This window comes from Pseudomonas putida, assembly GCA_041879295.1.
In the GTDB taxonomy this organism is placed as follows: Bacteria; Pseudomonadota; Gammaproteobacteria; order Pseudomonadales; family Pseudomonadaceae; genus Aquipseudomonas; species Aquipseudomonas putida_Y.
The window spans coordinates 255,132-276,379 of the sequence record CP047152.1 but is presented as its reverse complement, the minus strand read 5'-3'; the positions used below and the strand labels follow the sequence as shown (position 1 = coordinate 276,379).

At 62.1% G+C, this 21,248-nt stretch carries 18 protein-coding genes and 1 tRNA gene; 14 read left to right on the top strand and 5 right to left on the bottom strand.

Annotated elements, in window-relative coordinates:
• The first annotated feature begins 126 nt into the window (after nucleotides 1–126).
• The 9 genes from tcyJ (at nucleotide 127) to metI (ending at nucleotide 9,158) form a co-directional block, all read left to right on the top strand.
• Entirely contained in the window at nucleotides 127–921 is a 795-nt protein-coding gene (gene tcyJ / locus GST84_01225) for a cystine ABC transporter substrate-binding protein (GenBank protein XGB11051.1), read from the top strand.
• The gene (gene tcyL, locus GST84_01220) at nucleotides 918–1,586 is read left to right on the top strand and encodes a cystine ABC transporter permease (protein XGB11050.1); all 669 of its coding nucleotides are present in this window, start codon (nucleotides 918–920) and stop codon (nucleotides 1,584–1,586) included. The genes tcyJ and tcyL overlap by 4 nt, the downstream gene beginning before the upstream one ends.
• Before the next feature lie 2 nt (nucleotides 1,587–1,588).
• Nucleotides 1,589–2,347, top strand: coding sequence for an L-cystine ABC transporter ATP-binding protein YecC (yecC, locus tag GST84_01215; GenBank protein XGB11049.1), 759 nt, complete (start codon nucleotides 1,589–1,591; stop codon nucleotides 2,345–2,347).
• 317 nt (nucleotides 2,348–2,664) lie between these two features.
• A complete protein-coding gene (locus tag GST84_01210) occupies nucleotides 2,665–3,906 on the top strand; it encodes an SfnB family sulfur acquisition oxidoreductase (GenBank protein ID XGB11048.1) in 1,242 nt (413 codons plus the stop codon).
• A gap of 141 nt (nucleotides 3,907–4,047) precedes the next feature.
• Nucleotides 4,048–5,229 (top strand): SfnB family sulfur acquisition oxidoreductase, encoded by a 1,182-nt coding sequence (locus GST84_01205; GenBank protein ID XGB11047.1) that lies wholly within the window; start codon nucleotides 4,048–4,050, stop codon nucleotides 5,227–5,229.
• Nucleotides 5,229–6,614 carry an NtaA/DmoA family FMN-dependent monooxygenase gene (locus GST84_01200; protein XGB11046.1) on the top strand — a complete coding sequence of 462 codons (1,386 nt, stop codon included), beginning with the start codon at nucleotides 5,229–5,231 and terminating at the stop codon, nucleotides 6,612–6,614. Before GST84_01205 ends, GST84_01200 begins: the two co-directional genes overlap by 1 nt.
• Nucleotides 6,607–7,407 carry a MetQ/NlpA family ABC transporter substrate-binding protein gene (locus GST84_01195; GenBank protein XGB11045.1) on the top strand — a complete coding sequence of 267 codons (801 nt, stop codon included), beginning with the start codon at nucleotides 6,607–6,609 and terminating at the stop codon, nucleotides 7,405–7,407. Before GST84_01200 ends, GST84_01195 begins: the two co-directional genes overlap by 8 nt.
• A gap of 1 nt (nucleotide 7,408) precedes the next feature.
• A complete protein-coding gene (locus tag GST84_01190; GenBank protein XGB11044.1) occupies nucleotides 7,409–8,518 on the top strand; it encodes an ATP-binding cassette domain-containing protein in 1,110 nt (369 codons plus the stop codon).
• The gene (metI, locus tag GST84_01185) at nucleotides 8,508–9,158 is read left to right on the top strand and encodes a methionine ABC transporter permease MetI (GenBank protein ID XGB11043.1); all 651 of its coding nucleotides are present in this window, start codon (nucleotides 8,508–8,510) and stop codon (nucleotides 9,156–9,158) included. The genes GST84_01190 and metI overlap by 11 nt, the downstream gene beginning before the upstream one ends.
• Before the next feature lie 284 nt (nucleotides 9,159–9,442).
• On the opposite strand, the gene GST84_01180 is transcribed toward metI, so the two are convergent.
• On the bottom strand, nucleotides 9,443–11,338 hold the full coding sequence (locus GST84_01180; protein XGB11042.1) for an EAL domain-containing protein: 1,896 nt from the start codon (nucleotides 11,336–11,338) through the stop codon (nucleotides 9,443–9,445).
• Between the two features lie 146 nt (nucleotides 11,339–11,484).
• Between GST84_01180 and GST84_01175 the strand changes: the two genes are divergently transcribed.
• Both GST84_01175 and GST84_01170 read left to right on the top strand, forming a co-directional pair.
• Complete coding sequence (locus GST84_01175) at nucleotides 11,485–12,669, top strand: acyl-CoA desaturase (protein ID XGB11041.1); 1,185 nt, start codon at nucleotides 11,485–11,487, stop codon at nucleotides 12,667–12,669.
• A 99-nt stretch (nucleotides 12,670–12,768) separates the two neighbouring features.
• Nucleotides 12,769–13,797, top strand: coding sequence for a diguanylate cyclase (locus tag GST84_01170; GenBank protein XGB11040.1), 1,029 nt, complete (start codon nucleotides 12,769–12,771; stop codon nucleotides 13,795–13,797).
• A gap of 102 nt (nucleotides 13,798–13,899) precedes the next feature.
• Here the strand turns inward: GST84_01170 and GST84_01165 are convergent, their stop codons facing one another.
• The 4 genes from GST84_01165 to GST84_01150 all read right to left on the bottom strand — a co-directional run bounded on the left by GST84_01165 (nucleotide 13,900) and on the right by GST84_01150 (nucleotide 18,637).
• The gene (locus tag GST84_01165) at nucleotides 13,900–15,159 is read right to left on the bottom strand and encodes an HDOD domain-containing protein (protein XGB11039.1); all 1,260 of its coding nucleotides are present in this window, start codon (nucleotides 15,157–15,159) and stop codon (nucleotides 13,900–13,902) included.
• Between the two features lie 138 nt (nucleotides 15,160–15,297).
• The gene (locus tag GST84_01160) at nucleotides 15,298–16,575 is read right to left on the bottom strand and encodes a 5-aminovalerate aminotransferase DavT (GenBank protein XGB11038.1); all 1,278 of its coding nucleotides are present in this window, start codon (nucleotides 16,573–16,575) and stop codon (nucleotides 15,298–15,300) included.
• A 182-nt stretch (nucleotides 16,576–16,757) separates the two neighbouring features.
• Nucleotides 16,758–18,200, bottom strand: a complete 1,443-nt coding sequence (gene gabD / locus GST84_01155; protein XGB11037.1) for an NADP-dependent succinate-semialdehyde dehydrogenase — start codon at nucleotides 18,198–18,200, stop codon at nucleotides 16,758–16,760.
• Between the two features lie 167 nt (nucleotides 18,201–18,367).
• On the bottom strand, nucleotides 18,368–18,637 hold the full coding sequence (locus GST84_01150; protein ID XGB15690.1) for an arylsulfotransferase: 270 nt from the start codon (nucleotides 18,635–18,637) through the stop codon (nucleotides 18,368–18,370).
• Nucleotides 18,638–18,667: 30 nt separating this feature from the next.
• Here GST84_01150 and GST84_01145 point away from each other — a divergent pair.
• The 3 genes from GST84_01145 to GST84_01135 all read left to right on the top strand — a co-directional run bounded on the left by GST84_01145 (nucleotide 18,668) and on the right by GST84_01135 (nucleotide 21,243).
• A tRNA-Arg gene (locus GST84_01145) sits at nucleotides 18,668–18,744 on the top strand.
• Nucleotides 18,745–18,906: 162 nt separating this feature from the next.
• On the top strand, nucleotides 18,907–20,637 hold the full coding sequence (locus GST84_01140; GenBank protein ID XGB11036.1) for a dipeptidase: 1,731 nt from the start codon (nucleotides 18,907–18,909) through the stop codon (nucleotides 20,635–20,637).
• Nucleotides 20,638–20,805: 168 nt separating this feature from the next.
• Nucleotides 20,806–21,243 carry a CBS domain-containing protein gene (locus GST84_01135; protein ID XGB11035.1) on the top strand — a complete coding sequence of 146 codons (438 nt, stop codon included), beginning with the start codon at nucleotides 20,806–20,808 and terminating at the stop codon, nucleotides 21,241–21,243.
• Nucleotides 21,244–21,248: the final 5 nt, after the last annotated feature.

The following is a 21,248-nucleotide window of genomic DNA, read 5'->3' as shown; positions in this document are numbered from 1 at the left end:
AAGCAGCCAGCACCTGGCGCAAATCAAAAAAGGAATATTAAAGTTATTTTTTAGTATTTCCCGGCCTAATCAGCCAACCCTATAGTCGCCACCTCACTACCTAGACAACAAGCGCGGGGCTCTGAAATGTCGAAATTCGCCAAACCGCTACTCAACGCCAGCCTGGCCCTCCTGCTGGGTGCCGGCCTGCTCAGCCAGGCGTTCGCCGGCGAGCAATTGAAGACCATCCAGGAAAAAGGCGTCATCAACGTCGGTCTAGAGGGCACCTACCCGCCATTCAGCTTCCAGGACGAAAACGGCAAACTGACCGGCTTCGAAGTGGAACTGTCCGAGCTGCTGGCCAAGGAGCTGGGGGTCAAGGCCAAGATCCAGCCGACCAAGTGGGACGGCATCCTCGCCGCGCTGGAATCCAAGCGCCTGGATGTAGTGGTCAATCAGGTGACCATTTCCGAAGAGCGCAAGAAAAAGTACGACTTCTCAGAGCCCTACACTGTCTCCGGCATCCAGGCACTGATCCTGAAGAAGAAAGCCGAGCAGCTGAACATCAAGGGCGCACAGGACCTGGCCGGTAAAAAGGTCGGCGTAGGCCTTGGCACCAATTACGAGCAGTGGGTGAAAAAGGACGTGCCGCAAGCCGATGTGCGCACCTATGAGGACGACCCAAGCAAGTTCGCCGACTTGCGCAACGGCCGTATCGACGCCATTCTGATCGACCGCCTGGCCGCGCTGGAATACGCGCAAAAAGCCAAGGACACCGAACTTGCCGGCGATGCCTTCTCGCGCCTGGAAAGCGGCGTGGCCATGCGCAAGGGTGAGCCGGAACTGTTGGCAGCCATCAACAAGGCCATCGACAAGCTCAAAGCTGATGGCACGCTGGCCAAGCTGTCCGAGAAGTACTTCGGTGCCGATGTCACCAAATGATCGCTGAAAGCCTGCAACTCGTTGTCGACTCCGCGCCCTTCCTGCTGAAGGGCGCGGGTTATACAGTGCTGCTCAGTGTCGGCGGCATGTTCTTCGGTCTGGTGCTGGGCTTTGCCCTGGCGCTGATGCGGCTGTCGAAGATCCTGCCGCTGAACTGGCTGGCGCGGGTCTACGTGTCGTTCTTCCGCGGCACGCCGCTGCTGGTGCAGCTGTTCGTCATCTATTTCGGCATGCCGCAAATCGGCATCGAGCTCGACCCGATCCCCGCTTCGCTGATCGGCCTGTCGCTGAACATGGCGGCCTACATCTGCGAGATCCTGCGCGCAGCCATTTCCTCGATCGACCGCGGCCAGTGGGAAGCAGCCGCCAGCATCGGCATGACCCGCGTGCAAGCCATGCGCCGGGCGATCCTGCCGCAGGCCTTGCGCACCGCGTTGCCTCCGTTGGGCAACAGCTTCATCTCGCTGGTAAAGGACACCGCCTTGGCCGCCACCATCCAGGTGCCCGAGCTGTTCCGCCAAGCCCAGTTGATTACTGCGCGCACGTTCGAAGTGTTCACCATGTACGTGGCGGTCGCGGTCATCTACTGGGTGCTGTGCAGCATCCTTGCGCACTTCCAGAACCGCATGGAAGCGCGGGTCAACCAGCATGACCAGGAGCATTGAGCATGATTGAAGTCAAAGGCCTGACCAAGCGGTTCAAGGGCCAGACCGTGCTCAACGGTATCGACCTGACCGTGCAGCCCGGTGAAGTAGTGGCCATCATCGGCCCCAGTGGTTCGGGCAAAACCACGTTCCTGCGCTGCCTGAACCTGCTGGAAACCCCCGATGCCGGGCAGATCCAGATCGGCGCCATCAGCATCGATGCCAACCGCCCTTTGGGCGGGCAGCAGAGTGCGATTCGCCGTTTGCGCCAGCAGGCCGGGTTCGTGTTCCAGAACTTCAACCTGTTCCCCCACCGCACCGCCCTGGAGAACGTGATCGAGGGGCCGGTGGTCGTCAAGAAAACGCCTCGCGAGCAGGCCATCGAGCTTGGCCGGCGCCTGCTGGCCAAAGTCGGCCTGGCGGGCAAGGAAGACGCCTACCCACGGCGCCTATCCGGCGGCCAGCAGCAACGGGTGGCCATCGCCCGCGCCCTGGCCATGGAACCGGAGGTAATCCTGTTCGACGAGCCGACCTCGGCGCTGGACCCGGAGCTGGTCGGTGAAGTGTTGGCGACCATCCGCGGCCTGGCCGAAGAAAAGCGCACCATGATCATCGTCACCCACGAGATGAGCTTTGCCCGCGATGTGGCGAACCGGGTGATCTTCTTCGACAAGGGCGTGATCGTGGAGCAGGGCGAGGCCAAGGCGCTGTTTGCAGCGCCGAAGGAAGAGCGCACGCGGCAGTTCCTGCGCAAGTTCCTCGGGACTGCGGCCTCCGAGTAAACCTGTTCCGGCCCTTTCGCGGGTAAACCCGCTCCTACAGTGAATGCACAGATCTTGAGGCATCTGTAGGAGCGGGTTTACCCGCGAAGAGGCCGGCACGCCCGTAATAAATCCCCCCTTCTATAAATATTCCAAAAAGTTAGTTCATAAAATTTTTATAAATCATTAGGGTATATAAACCGGACCACCGGACCAGCACACGTCTGTCGCGATCAGCTGTAGCGACATAACTATTTTGTGAGGTCAGGAATGGTCAGGATCACAATCACCCCAGTGCGTAACGCCAGGGCATTGAGTGCAGCCAAGGAGCGGCACTGATGCCCAGCCAAGCCAACACCCAATCCCATAGCGATCTGGACAGCTCGCCCCCGCTGCTGCCGGCCAAGGTACTGCGCAACGACGCCGAAGCCCTGCAAGCGGCCCGCGAACTGGCCGAGGTCGCCCGTGAGCAAGCGGCCCGTCGCGACCAGCAACGCAAACTGCCCTGGGCCGAAATCGAACTGTTTACCCGCAGCGGTCTGGGCAGCATCAGCGTACCCAAGGCCTACGGTGGCCCCGACGTGTCGTTCGAAACCGTCGCCGAGGTGTTCCGCCTGATCAGCGCCGCCGACCCCGCCCTGGGGCAGATCCCGCAGAACCAGTTCGGCATGCTGCAACTGCTGCGCCTGACGGCCAGCGAGGCGCAACAAGCGCTGATCTTCCGCAGCGTGCTCGACGGCTGGCGCATCGGCAACGCCGGGCCTGAGCGCGGCACCAAAGACACCCTTACCCTCAAGGCCCGAATCACGCCCGCCGGCGACAGCTATAGCTTAAGCGGCGAGAAGTTCTACTCCACCGGTGCCTTGTTCGCCCATTGGGTGACGGTAAAGGCCCTCGACGACGAAGGCCGCCAGCGCTTGGCATTCGTGCGCCGGGGAAGCCCGGGGTTGCGTATTGTCGATGACTGGTCCGGGTTCGGCCAGCGCACCACCGCCAGTGGTACCGTGCTGCTGGACCAGGTGCCGGTTGACGCGGAACTGGTGATCGACAACTGGCGCCAGCGCGATATCCCCAACATTCAGGGCGCCGCTTCGCAGCTGATCCAGGCGGCGATCGACGCCGGCATCGCCGAAGCGGCTATCGATGATGCGATCACGTTCGTGCGCGAAAAGTCCCGGCCGTGGATTGAAGCCAACGTCGACCGTGCCAGTGACGACCCTTATGTAATTGCCGACATCGGCCGCCTGAAACTCGAGCTGCACGCCGCCGAAGCGCTGCTGCGCAAAGCTGCTCGGGTACTCGACGAAGTCAATGCTGCGCCTATCGACGCAGCCAGCGCGGCACGGGCCTCGATTGCAGTGGCCGAGGCCAAGGTGCTGACTACCGAAATTGCCCTGCAGGCCAGCGAGAAGCTGTTCGAGCTGGCCGGCAGCCGCGCCACCCTTGCCGAGTTCAACCTCGACCGCCACTGGCGAAATGCCCGGGTGCACACCCTGCACGACCCGGTGCGCTGGAAGTACCACGCGGTCGGCGCTTACCACCTTAACGGCACCCTGCCTGCACGGCATTCCTGGATCTGATTTGCTGCCTTTGGGGCTGCTGCGCAGCCCTTCGCGGGCTTGCCCGCTCCCACAGGATTGCCACCGCCTGAACTGGCATCACTACACCTGTGGGAGCGGGCAAGCCCGCGAAGGGCCGCAAAGTGGCCCCCGGAGAACCCCATGACAATCGCTATCATCACTAGCGACGCCCAAGCTCTGGCCGTCGCCGAAGACATCGCCCAGCAACTGCGCCGCGACAGCGCCTTGCGCGACCGCGAGCGCCGCTTGCCGCTCGCCGAACTCGAGCTGTTCACCCGCTCCGGCCTGTGGGCCATCAGCGTGCCCAAAGCCTTCGGCGGTGCCGGCGTGTCCAACGTCACCCTGGTCAAGGTCATCGCCCGTATCGCACAGGCCGACGGTTCGCTCGGGCAGATTCCGCAGAATCATTTCTACGGTCTGGAAGTGCTGCGGATAAACGGCAGCCCCGAACAGAAGCAGCGCCTGTACGCCGAGGTACTGGCCGGCCGCCGTTTCGGCAATGCCCTGGCCGAGCTGGGCACCAAGACCGCCCACGAGCGCACCACCCGCCTGAGCCGTGACGGCGACGGTTTCCGCATCAACGGGCGCAAGTTCTATTCCACAGGCGCCATCTATGCCCAGCGCATTCCAACCTCGGTCGTGGATGAACAAGGCATACAACAGTTGGCCTTCGTCCCGGCCGACAGCCAGGGCCTGCAGGTGATCGACGACTGGAGCGGCTTCGGCCAGCGCACCACCGGCAGCGGTTCGGTGGTGTTCGACAACGTGTACGTCAGCGCAGCCGACGTGGTGCCGTTCCAGAGCGCCTTCGAGCGCCCCACCCCGGTCGGCCCGCTGGCGCAGATCCTCCATGCCGCCATCGATACTGGCATTGCCCGCGCCGCCTATGAAGATGCCCTGCACTTCGTGCGCACCCGCAGCCGTCCGTGGGTCGACTCCGGCCTGGACAACGCCACGGATGACCCGCTGACGCTGAAAAGCTTCGGCCATCTGGCGATCCGCTTGCATGCGGCCGAAGCCCTGCTGGAGCGCGCCGGCGAATACCTCGACCGCGCCCGCGACGACAGCACTGCCGACAACGTTGCCGCCGCCTCCATTGCCGTGGCCGAAGCACGTGCCATCAGCACCGAAATTTCCCTCGCAGCCGGTACCACCCTGTTCGAACTGGGCGGCAGCCAGGCAACATTGGCCGAACACAACCTCGACCGCCACTGGCGCAACGCTCGCGTGCACACCCTGCACGACCCGGTGCGCTGGAAGTACCACGCCATCGGCAACTACTACCTCAACGATGCCAACCCGCCGCGCCGGGGGACCATCTGATGGCCAAGCAGATTCTGCTCAATGCCTTCAACATGAACTGCATCGGGCACATCAACCACGGCCTGTGGACCCACCCACGGGACACTTCAACCCAGTACAAGACCCTGGACTACTGGACCAACCTGGCACGCCTGCTGGAGCGCGGTCTGTTCGACGGGCTTTTCATTGCCGACATCGTCGGTACCTACGACATCTATGGCCAGTCACTGGACGTCACCCTCAAGGAGTCGATCCAGTTGCCGGTCAACGACCCGCTGCTGCTGGTCTCCGCCATGGCTGCGGTCACTCGTCACCTGGGTTTTGGCCTTACCGCCAACCTCACCTACGAGGCGCCGTACCTGTTCGCCCGACGACTTTCCACACTCGACCACCTGAGCAATGGCCGGGTGGGCTGGAACATCGTTACCGGCTACCTCGACAGCGCCGCCCGGGCCATGGGGCTGGCGCAGCAACCGGCGCATGATCGCCGCTACGACCAGGCCGATGAATACCTGCAGGTGTTGTACAAGCTGCTGGAAGGCAGCTGGGCCGATGACGCAGTGGTCGCCGACCGCCAGCATCGCGTCTATGCCACGCCCGACAAGGTGCGCAAGGTTCAGCACCAGGGCGAGTTCTACAAGGTCGAAGGCTACCACCTGTGCGAGCCCTCACCGCAGCGCACCCCGGTGCTGTTCCAGGCCGGCAGCTCGCCGCGTGGCCTGGCCTTCGCCGGCAACCATGCCGAATGCGTGTTCATCAGTGGCCAGGACAAGGCAGCCACCCGCGCCCAGGTCGACAAGGTTCGCGCGGCCGCCCAGGCCGCCGGCCGCTACCCGCAGGCGGTCAAGGTGTTCATGGGCATCACGGTGATCGTCGCGGCCACCGAGCAACTGGCCCAGGCCAAACATGCCGAGTACCTGCGCCACGCCAGCGCCGAAGCGGGGGTCGCGCACTTCGCCGCGTCCACGGGCATCGACTTCGCCGCCTATGAACTGGACCAACCCATTGCCTTCAGCCAGGGCAACGCCATCCAGTCAGCCACGCGCCAGTTGCAAGACAGCGCCTGGACCCGCCGGCGCCTGTTGCAGCAGCACGCCCTGGGCGGCCGCTACGTAACCCTGGTCGGCGCGCCTGAACAGGTGGCCAAGCAGTTGATCGCGTGGATCGATGAAACCGGCCTGGACGGTTTCAACCTGACCCGCACCGTCACCCCGGAGAGCTTCGAGGACTTCATCGAGCTGGTCATCCCGCAACTTCAGCAGCGTGGCCGCTACAAGACGGCCTACACCGAAGGCACCCTGCGCGAAAAACTGTTCCATACCGACCACCCGCACTTACCCGCCGACCACCCTGGCTCGGCTTACCGCTTTATCCCTGCCTCGACTGGAGCGCTGCACCATGCTTGAGAAACTGTTCCGGCCCGTCGCGGCCATTGCCATCTCCCTCGGCCTGTGCGCCGGTGCCCTTGCTGCCGAGCCGTTGAAGATCGGCACCACCTCGGCCTTTGCCATTCCGCTGGAAGCCGCGGTGGAAGAAGCCCACAAGCGAGGCCTGGAAGTGAAGCTGGTCGAGTTCAGCGACTGGATTGCGCCCAATGTCAGCCTCAACAGCGGCGACATCGACGTGAACTACTTCCAGCATATCCCGTTCCTGGAAAACGCCAAGGCTGCTGCAGGCTTCAACCTCGTGCCTTACGCCCCGGGCATCATCAACAACGTTGGCCTGTACTCGAAAAAGTACAAAAGCTTTGCTGAGCTGCCCGAAGGCGCCAGCGTGGCCATCGCCAACGACCCGATCAACAGCGGCCGTGGTCTGCTGCTGCTGGCCAAGGCCGGGTTGATCACCCTGAAGCCAGGCGTTGGCTACAAGGCCACCGAGGACGACATCGTCGCCAACCCGAAAAGGCTGAAGATCCTTCAGGTCGAAGCGGTGCAACTGGTACGTGCCTACGACGACACCGACCTGGTGCAGGGTTACCCGGCCTACATCCGCTTGGCCAACACTTTCGATGCCACCTCGGCATTGCTGTTCGACGGGCTGGAAAACAAGGAATACGTGATCCAGTTCGTCATTCGCCCGCAAAGCAAGGACGACCCACGCCTGGCCAAGTTCGTCGACATCTACCAGCATTCGCCAGTGGTGCGCGCTGCGTTGAACAAAGCTCACGGCAAGCTCTACCAAGCCGGCTGGGAAGGCTGACATGAGCCAGGCCAGCGCGCTCAGAGCGCCCACACCCCAAGCACTGCCGCCATTGGCCAGGGAACAGGCCCTGCGCCCCGAGATCAATGAAGCCCACGTGCGCTTCATCGGCCTGGGCAAGACCTACCCGGGCCAGGCGCAACCGGCCTTGCAAGGCATCGACTTGAACATCCGCCATGGCGAGATCTTCGGCATCATCGGCCGCAGCGGCGCCGGTAAGTCATCACTGCTGCGCACCATCAATCGCCTGGAGCAACCCAGCCAGGGCCGCGTATTGATCGACCAGGTGGATATCGCGCCTTTCGATGAGGACCAGCTTGTGGCCCTGCGCCGGCGCATCGGCATGATCTTCCAGCACTTCAACCTGATGTCGGCCAAGACCGTGTGGCAGAACGTCGAGTTGCCGTTGAAAGTCGCCGGCGTGGCAAAAGCCGAACGCCAGCACAAGGTGCGCGAGTTGCTGGAACTGGTCGGCCTGCAGGAAAAACATCACGTGTACCCGGCGCAACTGTCCGGCGGGCAGAAACAGCGCGTGGGCATTGCCCGGGCACTGGTGCACACCCCCGAGATCCTGCTGTGCGACGAGGCCACCTCGGCGCTGGACCCGGAAACCACCGCCTCGATCCTGGAGCTGCTGCGCGATATCAACCAGCGCCTGGGCCTGACCATCGTGCTGATCACCCACGAAATGGCAGTGATTCGCGACATCTGCCACCGGGTAGTGGTGCTGGAACGCGGCGCAGTGGTCGAGCAGGGCGAGGTCTGGCGGGTGTTTGGTTCACCCCGTCACGAGGTCACCCGCACCCTGCTCGCCCCTTTGCAGGCCAAGCTACCTGCCGCACTGCAAGCCAGCCTCCAGGCCAGCGCGGCGGGCCGCAACAGCGCCGTGGTGCTGAAACTGACCGTGCTTGGCGAGCCAGAGCTGTCTGCCCTGTTCAACGACCTGGGCGGGCGTGTGCGTCTGCTGCAGGGCGGCGTGGAAACCATCGGCGAACATGCCTTGGGGCAACTCATCCTCTCGGTGCAACACTCGCCGCACGACACCCATCAATTGCTGGAACGTGCCCGCCGTTGGGCCGAAAACGTGGAGGTATTGGGCCATGTGGTTTGATCGCCTGCTGGAAGGCTTGCTTGATACGCTGCTGATGGTTGGGGTTTCGTCACTGATCGCCCTGCTGGTGGGTGTACCCATGGCGGTACTGCTGGTCACCAGCGACAAGGGTGGGATCTTCGAGGCGCCGCTGCTGAACCGGGTGCTGGGCGCCTTCGTCAACCTGTTCCGCTCGATTCCGTTTCTGATCCTGATGGTTGCGCTGATTCCTTTCACCCGCCTGGTGGTGGGTACCACTTATGGCGTGTGGGCGGCAGTGGTGCCGCTGACCATTGCCGCCACACCGTTCTTTGCGCGGATTGCCGAGGTGAGCCTGCGTGAAGTCGACCATGGCCTGGTGGAAGCCGCACAGGCCATGGGCTGCCGGCGCTGGCACATCGTCTGGCATGTACTGTTGCCCGAGGCGCTGCCGGGGATCGTCGGGGGCTTCACCATTACCTTGGTGACCTTGATCAACTCGTCGGCGATGGCCGGGGCGATTGGTGCCGGCGGGCTGGGGGATATCGCCTATCGGTATGGCTACCAGCGTTTCGACAGCCAGATCATGCTGACCGTGATCGCCATGCTGGTAGCGTTAGTGGCGTTGATCCAGTTGGGCGGGGACCGCCTGGCGAAGGGTTTGAACAAGCGATGCGCATGACCTGGGAAATTTATTGGGGCGTAAATCCAGCGCCGCCCGCGCGGCGCATCGCGAGCTGCGCTCGCTCCTACGTTTGTTTCGGGCCAGTTATGCCTGTGACAGGCGCGCGCGACCGCCTTGTTTGTACGACACGATATCGCGGCATGCGCCAAGGGGTGGGGCGCGCGCAAATCCCGCAGGAATGATTGGCCCGCAACAAACGTAAGAGCGAGCGCAGCTCGCGATGTGCCGCGCGGGCGGCGCTCGGTCTCAAAGGCGCTGCACGACTCGCGCCATACATACCCTCAATCCCAGCGCAGATCCTCAGCCGGCACCGGCCGCCCGAACCAGTACCCTTGCCCCAGCTGGCACTCCTCCTGCAACAGGAAGGTGGCCTGTTCCGCCTGCTCGATGCCCTCGGCATGCACCTGCATACCCATGCTGCGGGCCAAGGCAATGATCACCCGCACAATTGCGATGTCATCCTCATCCACTGGCAACCCAGCTACAAACCCTTGGTCGATTTTCAACTTCTGCACCGGCAAACGCTTGAGCCGCAGCAGTGATGAATACCCGGTGCCAAAGTCGTCGATGGCCAAGGTCACCCCCAGCTCGCGCAAACGGTGCAGTTGCTCAAGCGCCACCTCAGGGTCTTCCATCACCGCGCTTTCGGTCACTTCAAGCTCCAGCAAGGCCGGGGCCAGGCCGGTGTCGTGCAGCACTTCGGCTACCTGTTGATAAAGTTCGTGCTGGCCAAACAGCCGGCTGGAGATGTTCACCCCCACAAATGCCAGCTGCCGGCCTTCAGCCTGCCACTGCACCATTTGCCGGCAGGCCTGGCGCAGCACCCAGGTATCGATCTCGGCAATCAGGCCGGTGCGCTCGGCAATCGGGATGAACTCACCCGGCGGTACCAGGCCGCGCCTGGGGTGCTGCCAGCGCACCAGCGTCTCGACCCCGACCTGTCGGCCTGATGCCAGGTCGTGTACCGGCTGGAAGTACACCCTCAGTTCATCCTGCTCCAGGGCCCGACGCAATTCAGCGGCGGTCTCGACCCGATGCTGTGCATGGGCGGTCAGCTCTTCGGTGTACAGGGCATAGCAGGCCCGCCCGTTGCTTTTGGCCTTGTACAACGCCGAGTCGGCATTGCGCAGTAACTGCTCGGCACCCAAGGCATCGCTGGGGTACAGGCTGATTCCGACACTGGCGCTGATGAACAGGCGATTGCCCTCGAACTGAAACGGCTCACGCATGCGCTCGATGATGCACTGCGCCAGCTTGCCCGCCTGGCCGACCTGTTGGCAGTTCTCGGCCAGCACGCCGAACTCGTCGCCGCCCAGGCGCGCCAGGGTCATACCGTTACCCAACACCTCGCCCAGACGCTCGCCCACCAGCTTCAACAACTGGTCGCCAATGGTATGGCCCAGGCCGTCGTTTATGCTCTGGAAATGATCCAGGTCCAGCAGCAACAAGGCGCAACCGCGCTTGTTGGCCTGCGCCGCCGCCAATGCCTGCTCTACCCGGTCGGTAAACAGCAGGCGGTTGGGCAGGCCGGTCAACGGGTCGTGGTGGGCCAGGTAGGCAAGTTCCTGTTCCGAATGCTTGATGGCGCTGATATCACTGAACACCGCCACGTAATGACTGAGCTCACCTTCGTCATCGCGAATGGCGCAAATGGTCTGCCACTGCGGGTAGATTTCACCGCTTTTGCGCCGGTTCCAGATTTCACCGCTCCACTCGCCCTTCTCGGCCAGGGTGGCGAAAACCTCCTGGTAGAAGGCCAGGCCATGGTGGCCGGACTTGAACTTGTTCGGGCGCTGGCCGATAACCTCATCCTGCTGGTAGCCGGTGATGCGCATGAAGGCACGATTGACGTGCACGATAAGGCCCTGGCGGTCGGTCACCAGCACACCTTCGAGGGTACTGTCGAACACCGCGGCAGCCATGCGCAGCCGTTCACGGTCTTCACAACGCAAACGTGCGCCATGGCCGATGAAGTTGAGCAGGCGCACGCGCGACACATAGATCAGCACGGCACTGAGCAGCACCCAGACCACCACATTGATCTGCCGCCCCACGGTCAGTGCCAAGGGGTCGTCAGTCATGCTGTGCAGCATCATCTCCGCCAGCGCAAGCCAGAGGATCGAGAGCACCACATACAGCGCAGCCATGCGCAAGGCGTCGCGAACGGAAACAGACATGTCGGGTGGGAAAGGCCATCAAAAAGGAGTGGGCATTATAAAGGCTGAAACATGTCGTGACCTCCTATCTCAACGGTTGACTGGTTTTATTTCCCCGCCAAGGGATAATCAGCCCTTCCCCCTGCATTTCGAGGGTATTTGCACCTATGTGGTATAACGGCCTGCTCGACCTGTCGGCCTGGCAACTGGTCGGCATCACTCTGTTGATGACCCACGTGACCATTGTCAGCGTCACGGTCTACCTGCATCGCTACTCCGCGCACCGGGCCCTGGAGCTCAACGGCGCGCTCAAGCACTTCTTCCGCTTCTGGCTGTGGCTGACCACGGCGCAGAACACCCGCGAGTGGACCGCCGTCCACCGCAAGCACCACGCCAAGTGCGAAACCCCCGACGACCCGCACAGCCCGGTGTACAAGGGCCTGGGCACAGTGCTGCGCAAAGGTGCCGAGCTGTACCGTGAAGAGGCGCGCAACCCCGAAACCCTGCGCATCTATGGCAAGAACTGCCCGGATGACTGGATCGAGCGCAACCTGTACTCGCGTTACAAACTGGGCGGTATCGCACTGATGGCGGTGATCGACCTGCTGCTGTTCGGCACCATAGGCATCACCATCTGGGCGGTGCAGATGATGTGGATTCCGTTCTGGGCCGCCGGTGTGGTCAACGGCCTGGGCCATGCCCTGGGCTATCGCAACTTCGAATGCCGCGACGCGGCCACAAACCTGGTGCCATGGGGCATCGTCATCGGCGGTGAAGAACTGCACAATAACCATCACACCTACCCCAACTCGGCCAAGCTCTCGGTCAAGCGCTGGGAGTTCGACATGGGCTGGGCGTGGATCCGCCTGTTCTGCCTGCTGCGTCTGGCCAAGGTGCAGCGCGTAGCGCCCATCGCCCATCGGGTGGCCGGCAAGGCCAGCCTGGACATGGACACCGCCATGGCCATCTTGAACAACCGCTTCCAGATCATGGCCCAGTACCGCAAGCTGGTGATCGGCCCGCTGGTGAAACAGGAACTGGCCCGCGTCGACGCCTCGGTGCGTCACCGCTTCCGCCGTGCCAAACGGCTGCTCTCGCGCGAAACCAGCCTGCTGGAAGATCGCCACCACGTGCGCATCGAGTCCATGCTCGCGCACAGCCAGGCACTGAAAACCATCTATGAAAAGCGCCTGGCCCTGCAGCAGATCTGGGCGCGCACCAGCGCCAACGGCCACGACATGCTGGCGGCCATGAAAGACTGGGTACACGAGGCTGAAACCAGCGGCATCCAGGCACTGCGCGACTTCGCAGCACAACTCAAGACTTACTCGCTACGCCCGACCGGCGCCTGACCGCCGTTGATCGGCACGCCTCTCAGCGGGGCGTGCCGTTCGGAACTTAGCCCCGACCTCTCCACTCGAATCTGGAATATCGCCTGCGTGGCGGGCCGGATGCTGGCCGCACGCCTTCACGTTGAGACCTGCTCCGTGCACATGGCCAAGAACATTCCAACGATATTTCCGGGTACCCCACCTCCCGAAGCCGCCCAGACCTTGCTGGCGTTACTCCACGCCCAAGGCGAGGTTGCCCGCCTGAGTGAGCGCGATCAGCTGTTCAGCTCGTTGCTCGACAGCGTCAATGCAGTGCTTTGGGCCTTCGACTGGGGAACCCGTCAGGTGCTGTACGTCAGCCCAGCCTACGAGCGCATCTTCGGCCGCCCGGTCAGCCTGGTGCTGGCTGACTACAACGAATGGCGTGACAGCATCTACCCCGACGACCTCGAATTCGCCGAACGTAGCCTGGCCCAGGTCCTGCTCAAGGGTGCGGTGGAAGACCGCGAGTACCGCATCCTCAATGCCGACGGACAAATACGCTGGCTGAGCGACAAGTGCTACATCAACCAGCAGCACGATAGTGATCGGGTAATCATTGTCGGTATCGCCGAAGACATCACCGAGAAGAAGCAGCTTGAAGGCGAACTGCAGCGCCTGGCCACCACCGACGTGCTGACCCAGAGCAGTAACCGCAGGCACTTCTTCGAATGTGCTCAGCAAGCCTTCGACAGTGCTCGCGAGGACGGTACACCGCTGGCTTTCCTGCTGCTGGATATCGACGACTTCAAACGCATCAACGACAGCTATGGCCACCAGGAAGGCGACCAGGTGCTGCAACACATCGCCGACAGCGGCAAGGCCGTGCTACGCCGGGGCGACCTGTTCGGGCGCATTGGCGGCGAAGAATTTGCTGCGGTGTTTCCGGGCTGCAACGCTCAGGTCGCGGAGCAGATTGCCGAGCGCTTGCAGCGGCAGATTCAGCTCTTGAGCTTTAGCCATGGGCAGCAGACGTACGGGGTGACTGTGAGTCAGGGGCTGACCGGGCTGACCGATGAGGATGTGACGCTGGACAGCCTCTATGCGCGGGCAGATGCGGCAATGTACAGGGCCAAGCGGCAGGGCAAGAATCAGATAGTCCGCGGCTGATCAGGCGGCAGGGGCACCGGCTTTGGCCGGTATTCGCGGGCCCGGCGCCACACCTGTGGGAGCGGGCAAGCCCGCGAAGGGTCGCAATGCGGCCCCCGAATCTCAGCTGGAAACCTCGGCCCCAGCCACCGGCGGTTCTTCCTGTGGCTTTACTTCCGGGCTCTCCACTTTGCGCAACCGCCTAAGCTCCGGCAGGCCAAGCTTGAGCAGGCGCGCCGTCTTGCCGCTGGCCACCTTCTCCAGCCCCTGCTCAGCCGGCAGCCGCGACAACTGCCCAGCCAGGTTCATGGCCAGGATCTCCAGCGAGTAAACTCCACCACCCAACTGGTAGATCGCAGCGATCAACTCGCGCAGTGCCAGCGGCAGACGCCAGCGAGTACGCAGCGCCGAGCCGAATGCCGCACCAAACTCCTCCAGCGATTGCTGCACATTGCGCTCGTTCAGGTCTCCCCCGGCCAGCCGCCACTCCTGCAGGCAGCGCAACACCGCCAGGTCGCCCAGGCAATGCAGCAAGCCCGCGCAATAACAACGCCCCTCGTCCAGTTCGAGCATGCGCGCCAAGGTGCGGCCATATTCGGCAGTGTGCAGTGACAGGTCCCAGTAACGGGCTGCGTGCTCTGCCAACAGGGGGTCGCTGAGGCGTGCGCTGCGCTTGAGGGTCATGCCCAGGATCAGGTTCATGCTTTGGGTACTGCCAAGCTTGTTCAGGGCCTGCAGCAACGTCTGCACCGGGGCTTCACGGTGCAATGCCGCACTATTGGCGGCAGCAATCAGTACCGCCGTGACTTGCGGGTCGTTACACACCTCCTCTTCGAGCGCCCTGAGGTTCAGGCCTTGGGGATTGAGCGCCCGTTTGATCGCCAGCTGCACATCTGCCAGCAGCGGCCCACCATCGGCGCTAGCGCGGCGCTGTTCAAGGTAGGCCGGCAGGCTGGCACCCGCCTGCAATGCCGGTACCGGGCAGGCAATCTCCTCGCCAACGGCCAGCAGCAACTCTTCCAGGCGTTTGCGCAGGTTATCCAGATTCAACGGCTTGCTCAGGTAAGCAGTGGGGTGCAGGGGCAGCGCTTCACGCACACTGGCGCTGTCATTGCGGTTACTCATGAGAATGAACGGTACCCCTGGCCCTTTGGCGCGCACCTTGCGCAGCAGGTCGAGGCCATCGACACCGGCCAGCTCACGGGCGGCGATGATCAGGTCAGGCTTGTTGGATAAGGCACTGAGTGCCTGCGAGCCGTCAGTGCATACCTGCAGGCGGGCATCACAACGTACGCTGAGCAGCATCTCGCTGAGTAAATCCCGTACCCAAGGATCGCCTTCGACAATCAGTACGCTTGGTGGGGTGGGGGCTGCAGCACTCATCGCCAACTACTCCTGAATACCCTGACACACAGTCCGTCGCAGCTTCCAAAGCGAGTCCTCCGACAACCATAGCGCTACATGGCTTTTCTGGGCATAAAAAAAACCCGCCTGGGCGGGTTTTTTCTGGAGCACGTCACATCAGGCGATTTCAGCGAAGCACTCTTCGATGATGGCCAGGCCTTTGTCCAGCAGCGCGTCTTCGGCGGTCAGCGGAACAAGGATACGCAGGACGTTGCCGTAGGTACCGCAAGACAGCAGGATCAGACCCTTTTCGCGGGCCTTGGCGACAACCTGGCCAACAGCAGCAGCGTTCGGGGTGTGAGTGCCTTTCTCGAAGACTTCGACGGCGATCATCGAGCCCAGACCACGGACGTCGCCGATGATCGGGTACTTCTTCTGGATTTCGCGCAGGCCGGCGGTCAGGCGCTCACCCACAGCCTTGCTGCGGTCCAGCAGTTTTTCTTCTTCGAACACTTCGATCACGGCCAGGGCCGCGGCGCAAGCGATCGGCGAGCCGGCGTAGGTGCCGCCCAGGCCGCCTGGAGCGATGGCATCCATGTACTCGGCCTTGCCGCACACACCGGCCAGCGGGAAGCCGCCAGCGATGGACTTGGCAAAGGTGGTCAGATCAGGCGCAACGCCCATCTGTTCCATGGCGAAGAAGGTACCGGTACGGCCAGCGCCAGTTTGTACTTCGTCGGCGATCAGCAGGATGCCGTGCTGGTCGCACAGGGCGCGCAGGCGTTTCATCAGCTCTTTCGGCGCTGGCAGGAAACCGCCTTCGCCTTGTACTGGCTCGAGGATGATCGCGGCGATGTCGCGCGGCTCGGCGTCGTTCTTGAAGATGCGCTCGACCGAGGCAATGGCGTCGTCAACGCTGATACCGTGCAGTTCGCTCGGGAACAGGGCGCGGAAGATGCCGCCTGGCATCAGGCCCATGCCAGCGGAGTACGGCACGACCTTGCCGGTCAGGCCCAGGGTCATCATGGTACGGCCGTGATAACCGCCGGTGAAGGCGATGACGCCAGCGCGGCCAGTGGCAGCACGGGCGATCTTGACGGCGTTTTCAACGGCCTCGGAGCCGGTGGTGACCAGCAGGGTCTTCTTGTCGAAGTCGCCTGGGACCAGCTTGTTGATCTTTTCGCACAGCTCTACGTAGGGTTCGTAAGCCAGCACCTGGAAGCAGGTGTGGCTGACCTTGGTCAGCTGCTCTTGCACGGCTGCAACCACTTTCGGGTGCAGGTGGCCGGTGTTCAGTACTGCGATGCCGCCGGCGAAGTCGATCAGTTCGCGGCCTTCAACGTCGATCACGGTCGAGTTCTTCGCGGTGTCGACGAAGATCGGGTGGATCTGGCCGACGCCACGTGGGACGGCAGCTACACGACGTTGCATCAAGGATTCGTTGGTTTTGCTCATAATGCCCTCATTGCGCCGACAGGAATGGCGCTTTTATTCGGGGGTGGCTGGGAGTGCTCGCGAACAGTATTCGTTGATCGACTGTCGTGAGCGCCCTGGCCACCAGGTACTGCAATGTAAAAAAGGCCAGCGAGACGTCGCTCTCGCGCCCCGCTGGCAGAGGTAAAGCCTTTACCGTGCGATCAGACGCTGATGCACAGGTATTTGATTTCGAGGTAGTCCTCGATACCGTACTTGGAACCTTCGCGGCCCAGGCCCGAGGCCTTGATACCACCGAACGGCGCCACTTCGTTGGAGATCAGGCCGGTGTTGATACCCACCATGCCGTATTCCAGGGCTTCGGCGACACGGAACACACGGCTCATGTCACGGGCGTAGAAGTACGAGGCCAGGCCGAACTCGGTGTCGTTGGACATGGCGATGACTTCGGCTTCGTCTTTGAAGCGGAACAGCGGCGCCAGTGGGCCGAAAGTCTCTTCCTTGGCGACAGCAGCGCTCTTCGGTACGTCTACCAGGATGGTCGGTTCGAAGAAGTTGCCTTCGATCAGCTTGCCACCGGACAGCACTTTGGCGCCTTTGCTGACGGCGTCCTCGATGTGCTCCTGGACCTTGGCGACAGCCTTGCCGTCGATCAGCGGGCCAGTGGTGGTGCCGTCTTCCAGGCCGTTACCGATCTTCAGCTTGGCAACTGCAGCGGCCAGCTTCTGGGCGAACGCGTCGTAGACGCCGTCCTGCACGTAGATACGGTTGGCGCAAACGCAAGTCTGGCCGTTGTTGCGGTACTTGGAGATGATCGCGCCCTCGACCGCCTTGTCCAGGTCGGCGTCGTCGAACACGATGAACGGGGCGTTGCCACCCAGCTCCAGGGAAACCTTCTTGATGTCCTTGGCGCATTCTTCCATCAGCTGGCGACCGATTTCGGTCGAGCCGGTGAAGGACAGCTTGCGTACCAGGGAGTTGCCGGTCAGTTCGCCGCCAACTTCGCCGGCGCTGCCGGTAACCACGCTCAGCACGCCTGCCGGGATGCCGGCACGGTGGGCCAGCTCAACCAGGGCCAGAGCGGAGTATGGGGTTTGCGAAGCAGGCTTGAGAACCATGGTGCAGCCAGCGGCCAGGGCCGGGCCGGCTTTACGGGTGATCATGGCGGCCGGGAAGTTCCACGGGGTGATGGCCGCGGTAACGCCGATTGGCTGCTTGATGACAATCAGGCGCTTGTCTGGCTGGTGGCCCGGGATGGTGTCACCGTAGATGCGCTTGGCTTCTTCGGCGAACCACTCGATGAACGAGGCAGCGTAGGCGATTTCGCCCTTGGCTTCGGCCAGCGGCTTGCCCTGTTCGGTGGTCATCAGGCGAGCCAGGTCGTCCTGGTTCTCGATCATCAGTTCGAACCAGCGACGCAGCTTGGCCGAACGCTCTTTCGCAGTCAGGGCACGCCAGGCCGGCAGGGCCTTGTCAGCGGCTTCGATGGCGCGGCGGGTTTCCGCGGTGCCCATCTTCGGCACGGTACCGATGACTTCGCCGGTGGCCGGGTTGGTCACCTTGATGGTCTGGCCGTTGTCCGCATCCAGCCACTCACCATTGATATAGGCTTGCTGGCGGAACAACTGAGCGTCTTTGAGCTGCATGTCGGCTTCCCGAATTGTTGATTGTTGAAAAGCGCCCAAGGCAGGGCATCGAGCGTTTGAAATCTCAAACGAATGCTAAGCGGCTGCTGGGGTGTTGGACAATAGGCTGTTCGAAAAAAAGAACGAATGGTTGAACAGCCCATCTGAAATCACCCGCAGAATGGCCGCTAAAGGGTAGACGATGCTGCGGCCGGACTCGGGGCGAAGCCAAAATTCGTTTCACTGCTGGTCACGGTCAGTTTCCACACGCCCTGACGTCGGGCTGAAACGATGATGCTGTCGTCATCGGCAGAGTAATCGACGGAATTGACGTGGATCCAGTTACGGCCGGTATTACCCCGGCCGACAGTTCGATCGGTATTGTCGTGTATCCGGCCCCAGGTATCTGCACAGCCAACACGGTAAAAACAGCTACAGATCAAGGCGATGGACGTCAACGACACAGATGGGTATCATGCGTGCGCGTTGCACTCGTAGCTCAGCTGGATAGAGTACTGCCCTCCGAAGGCAGGGGTCGTGGGTTCGAATCCCGCCGAGTGCGCCATATCAAGAAAGCCCTGGGCCTGAGCCCGGGGCTTTTTCGTTTGTGCGCCATGTCACCTTTCTGGTACTCCCGTGCCACGGGTCATTGATGTTAGCGTGGGCGTCTTCCCGTTCTCTGAACGGGTAACCCATAACAATGATTGGCGAAGGAATGCGCACAACCATGCAGTTGAAAAAACTCACCGCCACCACCCTGTTGCTGGCCAGCATCAGCCTGTTCACCCAGTCTGCCCAGGCCAACCTCACCCAGCAGCAGTCCGCAGCTATCGTCAAAGCCTTCGACGGCAGCGACCCAAGCGACTTCAAGCAATTCCTCGGCAAGCTCAAAGGCAGCGACCTGGGCAAGGCCGACAACCTCGAGGCAACCGTCGACGCCTACCTGGCCAACAAGCCATTGGCCGCCGGGCAACAAGACGAGATCAACCGCCTGCTCGGCCTGTATACCCGCATCAAGTATGGCAAGGCCGCTACCGAAACCCTGCGTGAACTGGTAGCCATCCCCACCTTCAATGTCGAGGGTACGCCGCAGTACGAAAACCCTGAATTCCTCAAGATCGCCGACAGGATCAAGGCATTGGCCGATAGCTTCGGCCTGGCCTTCCGCAACATCGACAACCGGGTGTACGAGATCTCGCTTGGCAGCGGGAAGGAAGTGATCGGCATCCATGCCCACGCTGACGTAGTGCCGGTCAACCCGGACAACTGGAAGCTGGCCGATGGTACGCGCCTGGACCCGTTCAAGGTCACCCTGGTGGGTGACCGCATGTACGGCCGCGGCACCGAAGACGACAAGAACGGCATCGTGGTGGCGATGTACGCGCTGAAAGTGGCCAAGGACGAAAACCTGCCGCTCGCCCGGCAGTTCAAGCTGCTGATCGACACCACCGAAGAAACCAGCGGTGATGCCATTCCCTATTACTTCGAGCGCAACCCTACGCCCGACTACAACCTGGCCCTCGACGGCGGCTACCCGGTAGTAATTGCCGAGAAAGGCTACGGCACGATCATGGCCAGCTTCAACAAGCGCCCGGCCAGCGGCAAGGGTGCCGAGATCGTCAACCTGACCGGTGGCCTGGCGACCAACCAGATCCCGACAACTTCGGTTGCGACCCTGATTTCTGACAACCCGGCACAGCTGGCCAAGCACCTGCAGCAAGCCGGCGCCAGATATGTGAAGCAGCATGGAAGCGACTTCAGCATCGACGCCAAGGCCGACGGCAAGCAAGTCTTGCTCACCGTGACCGGTGTTTCCGCACACTCTTCGGAGCCGGAATCCGGCATCAACCCGGTGGCGCGTATGCTCGACTTCATCAATGGTCTCGGCCAGCAGGTGTCGCTCAAGCACAACCACTTTACCGACGCTGCCCGCTATGCCGCCGACAACTGGGGCCTGGACTACCTGGGCAACAAACTCGGCGTGGCCTTCAAGGACCCGTTCATGGGCCCGCTGACCACTTCGCTGACCTTTGTCGGAGTGGATGACAAAGGCTTGAAGCTGGCGGTAAACCTGCGCATTCCCAAGGGGAAGCCGATCGCCACGATCAAGGACGAACTGGCAGAGAAACTGGGCAAATGGACCCGGGAAAGCAACACCTCGGTGGCGTTCGATTACAGCCTGGACGAACCGATGTACCGTAACCCTGAAGGCGAATGGGTCCAGGCTCTGCTCGCCGTGGCCACCGAGAACCTGGGTATGAAGCATGAGTTCGGTACCTCGGCCGGCGCGACTTCGGTGCACGATCTTCCCAACGGTGTGCAATTTGGCCTGGCGATGCCAGACGTGAAGTACACCGGGCACAACGACAACGAGTTCAAGACCGTGGAACAGTTCATGTTGGACCTGCAGATAGTGAGCGAGATGGTGGCGCGGATCGGGCAGATGCCGAAGCTTTGATGGGCATTACGGCCTCTTCGCGGCTTTAGCCGCGAAAAGGCCGCTGCAAGCGAACAGCAATGACGTTTTTCAATCGGCTCCATGCCGTTTCCTGCATTGCCGTGCAGAGCGCCGTACCGGATGCTTTAGTTACTCCGAGACAGTGCTTTTTTATCCGCAGAGGCCCGTATGAAGACCGTCGAACAAATCCTCAAGACCAAGTCCCAGCACCAGACCGTCTACACCATCGGCCCGGATGACTCGGTGCTCGACGCCCTGAAACTGCTGGCGGAGAAAAACATCGGTGCGCTGCCTGTAGTCGAGGGCAGCCAGGTAGTGGGTATCGTCAGTGAACGGGACTATGCGCGCAAACTGGTCCTCAAGGGCCGCTCTTCCGCCGCCACCCCGGTACGCGAAATCATGAGTGCACCGGTGGTCACCGTGGAACCCAAGCAAAAGCTCGACTTCTGCATGAACCTGATGACCGACCGCCACCTGCGTCACCTGCCGGTGGTCGACAACGGCAGATTGCTCGGCCTGCTCTCGATCGGTGACCTGGTCAAGGAAACCATCGCCGAACAGGCCAGCCTGATCAAGCAGATGGAGCAGTACATCCGCGGCGAATGACGCGC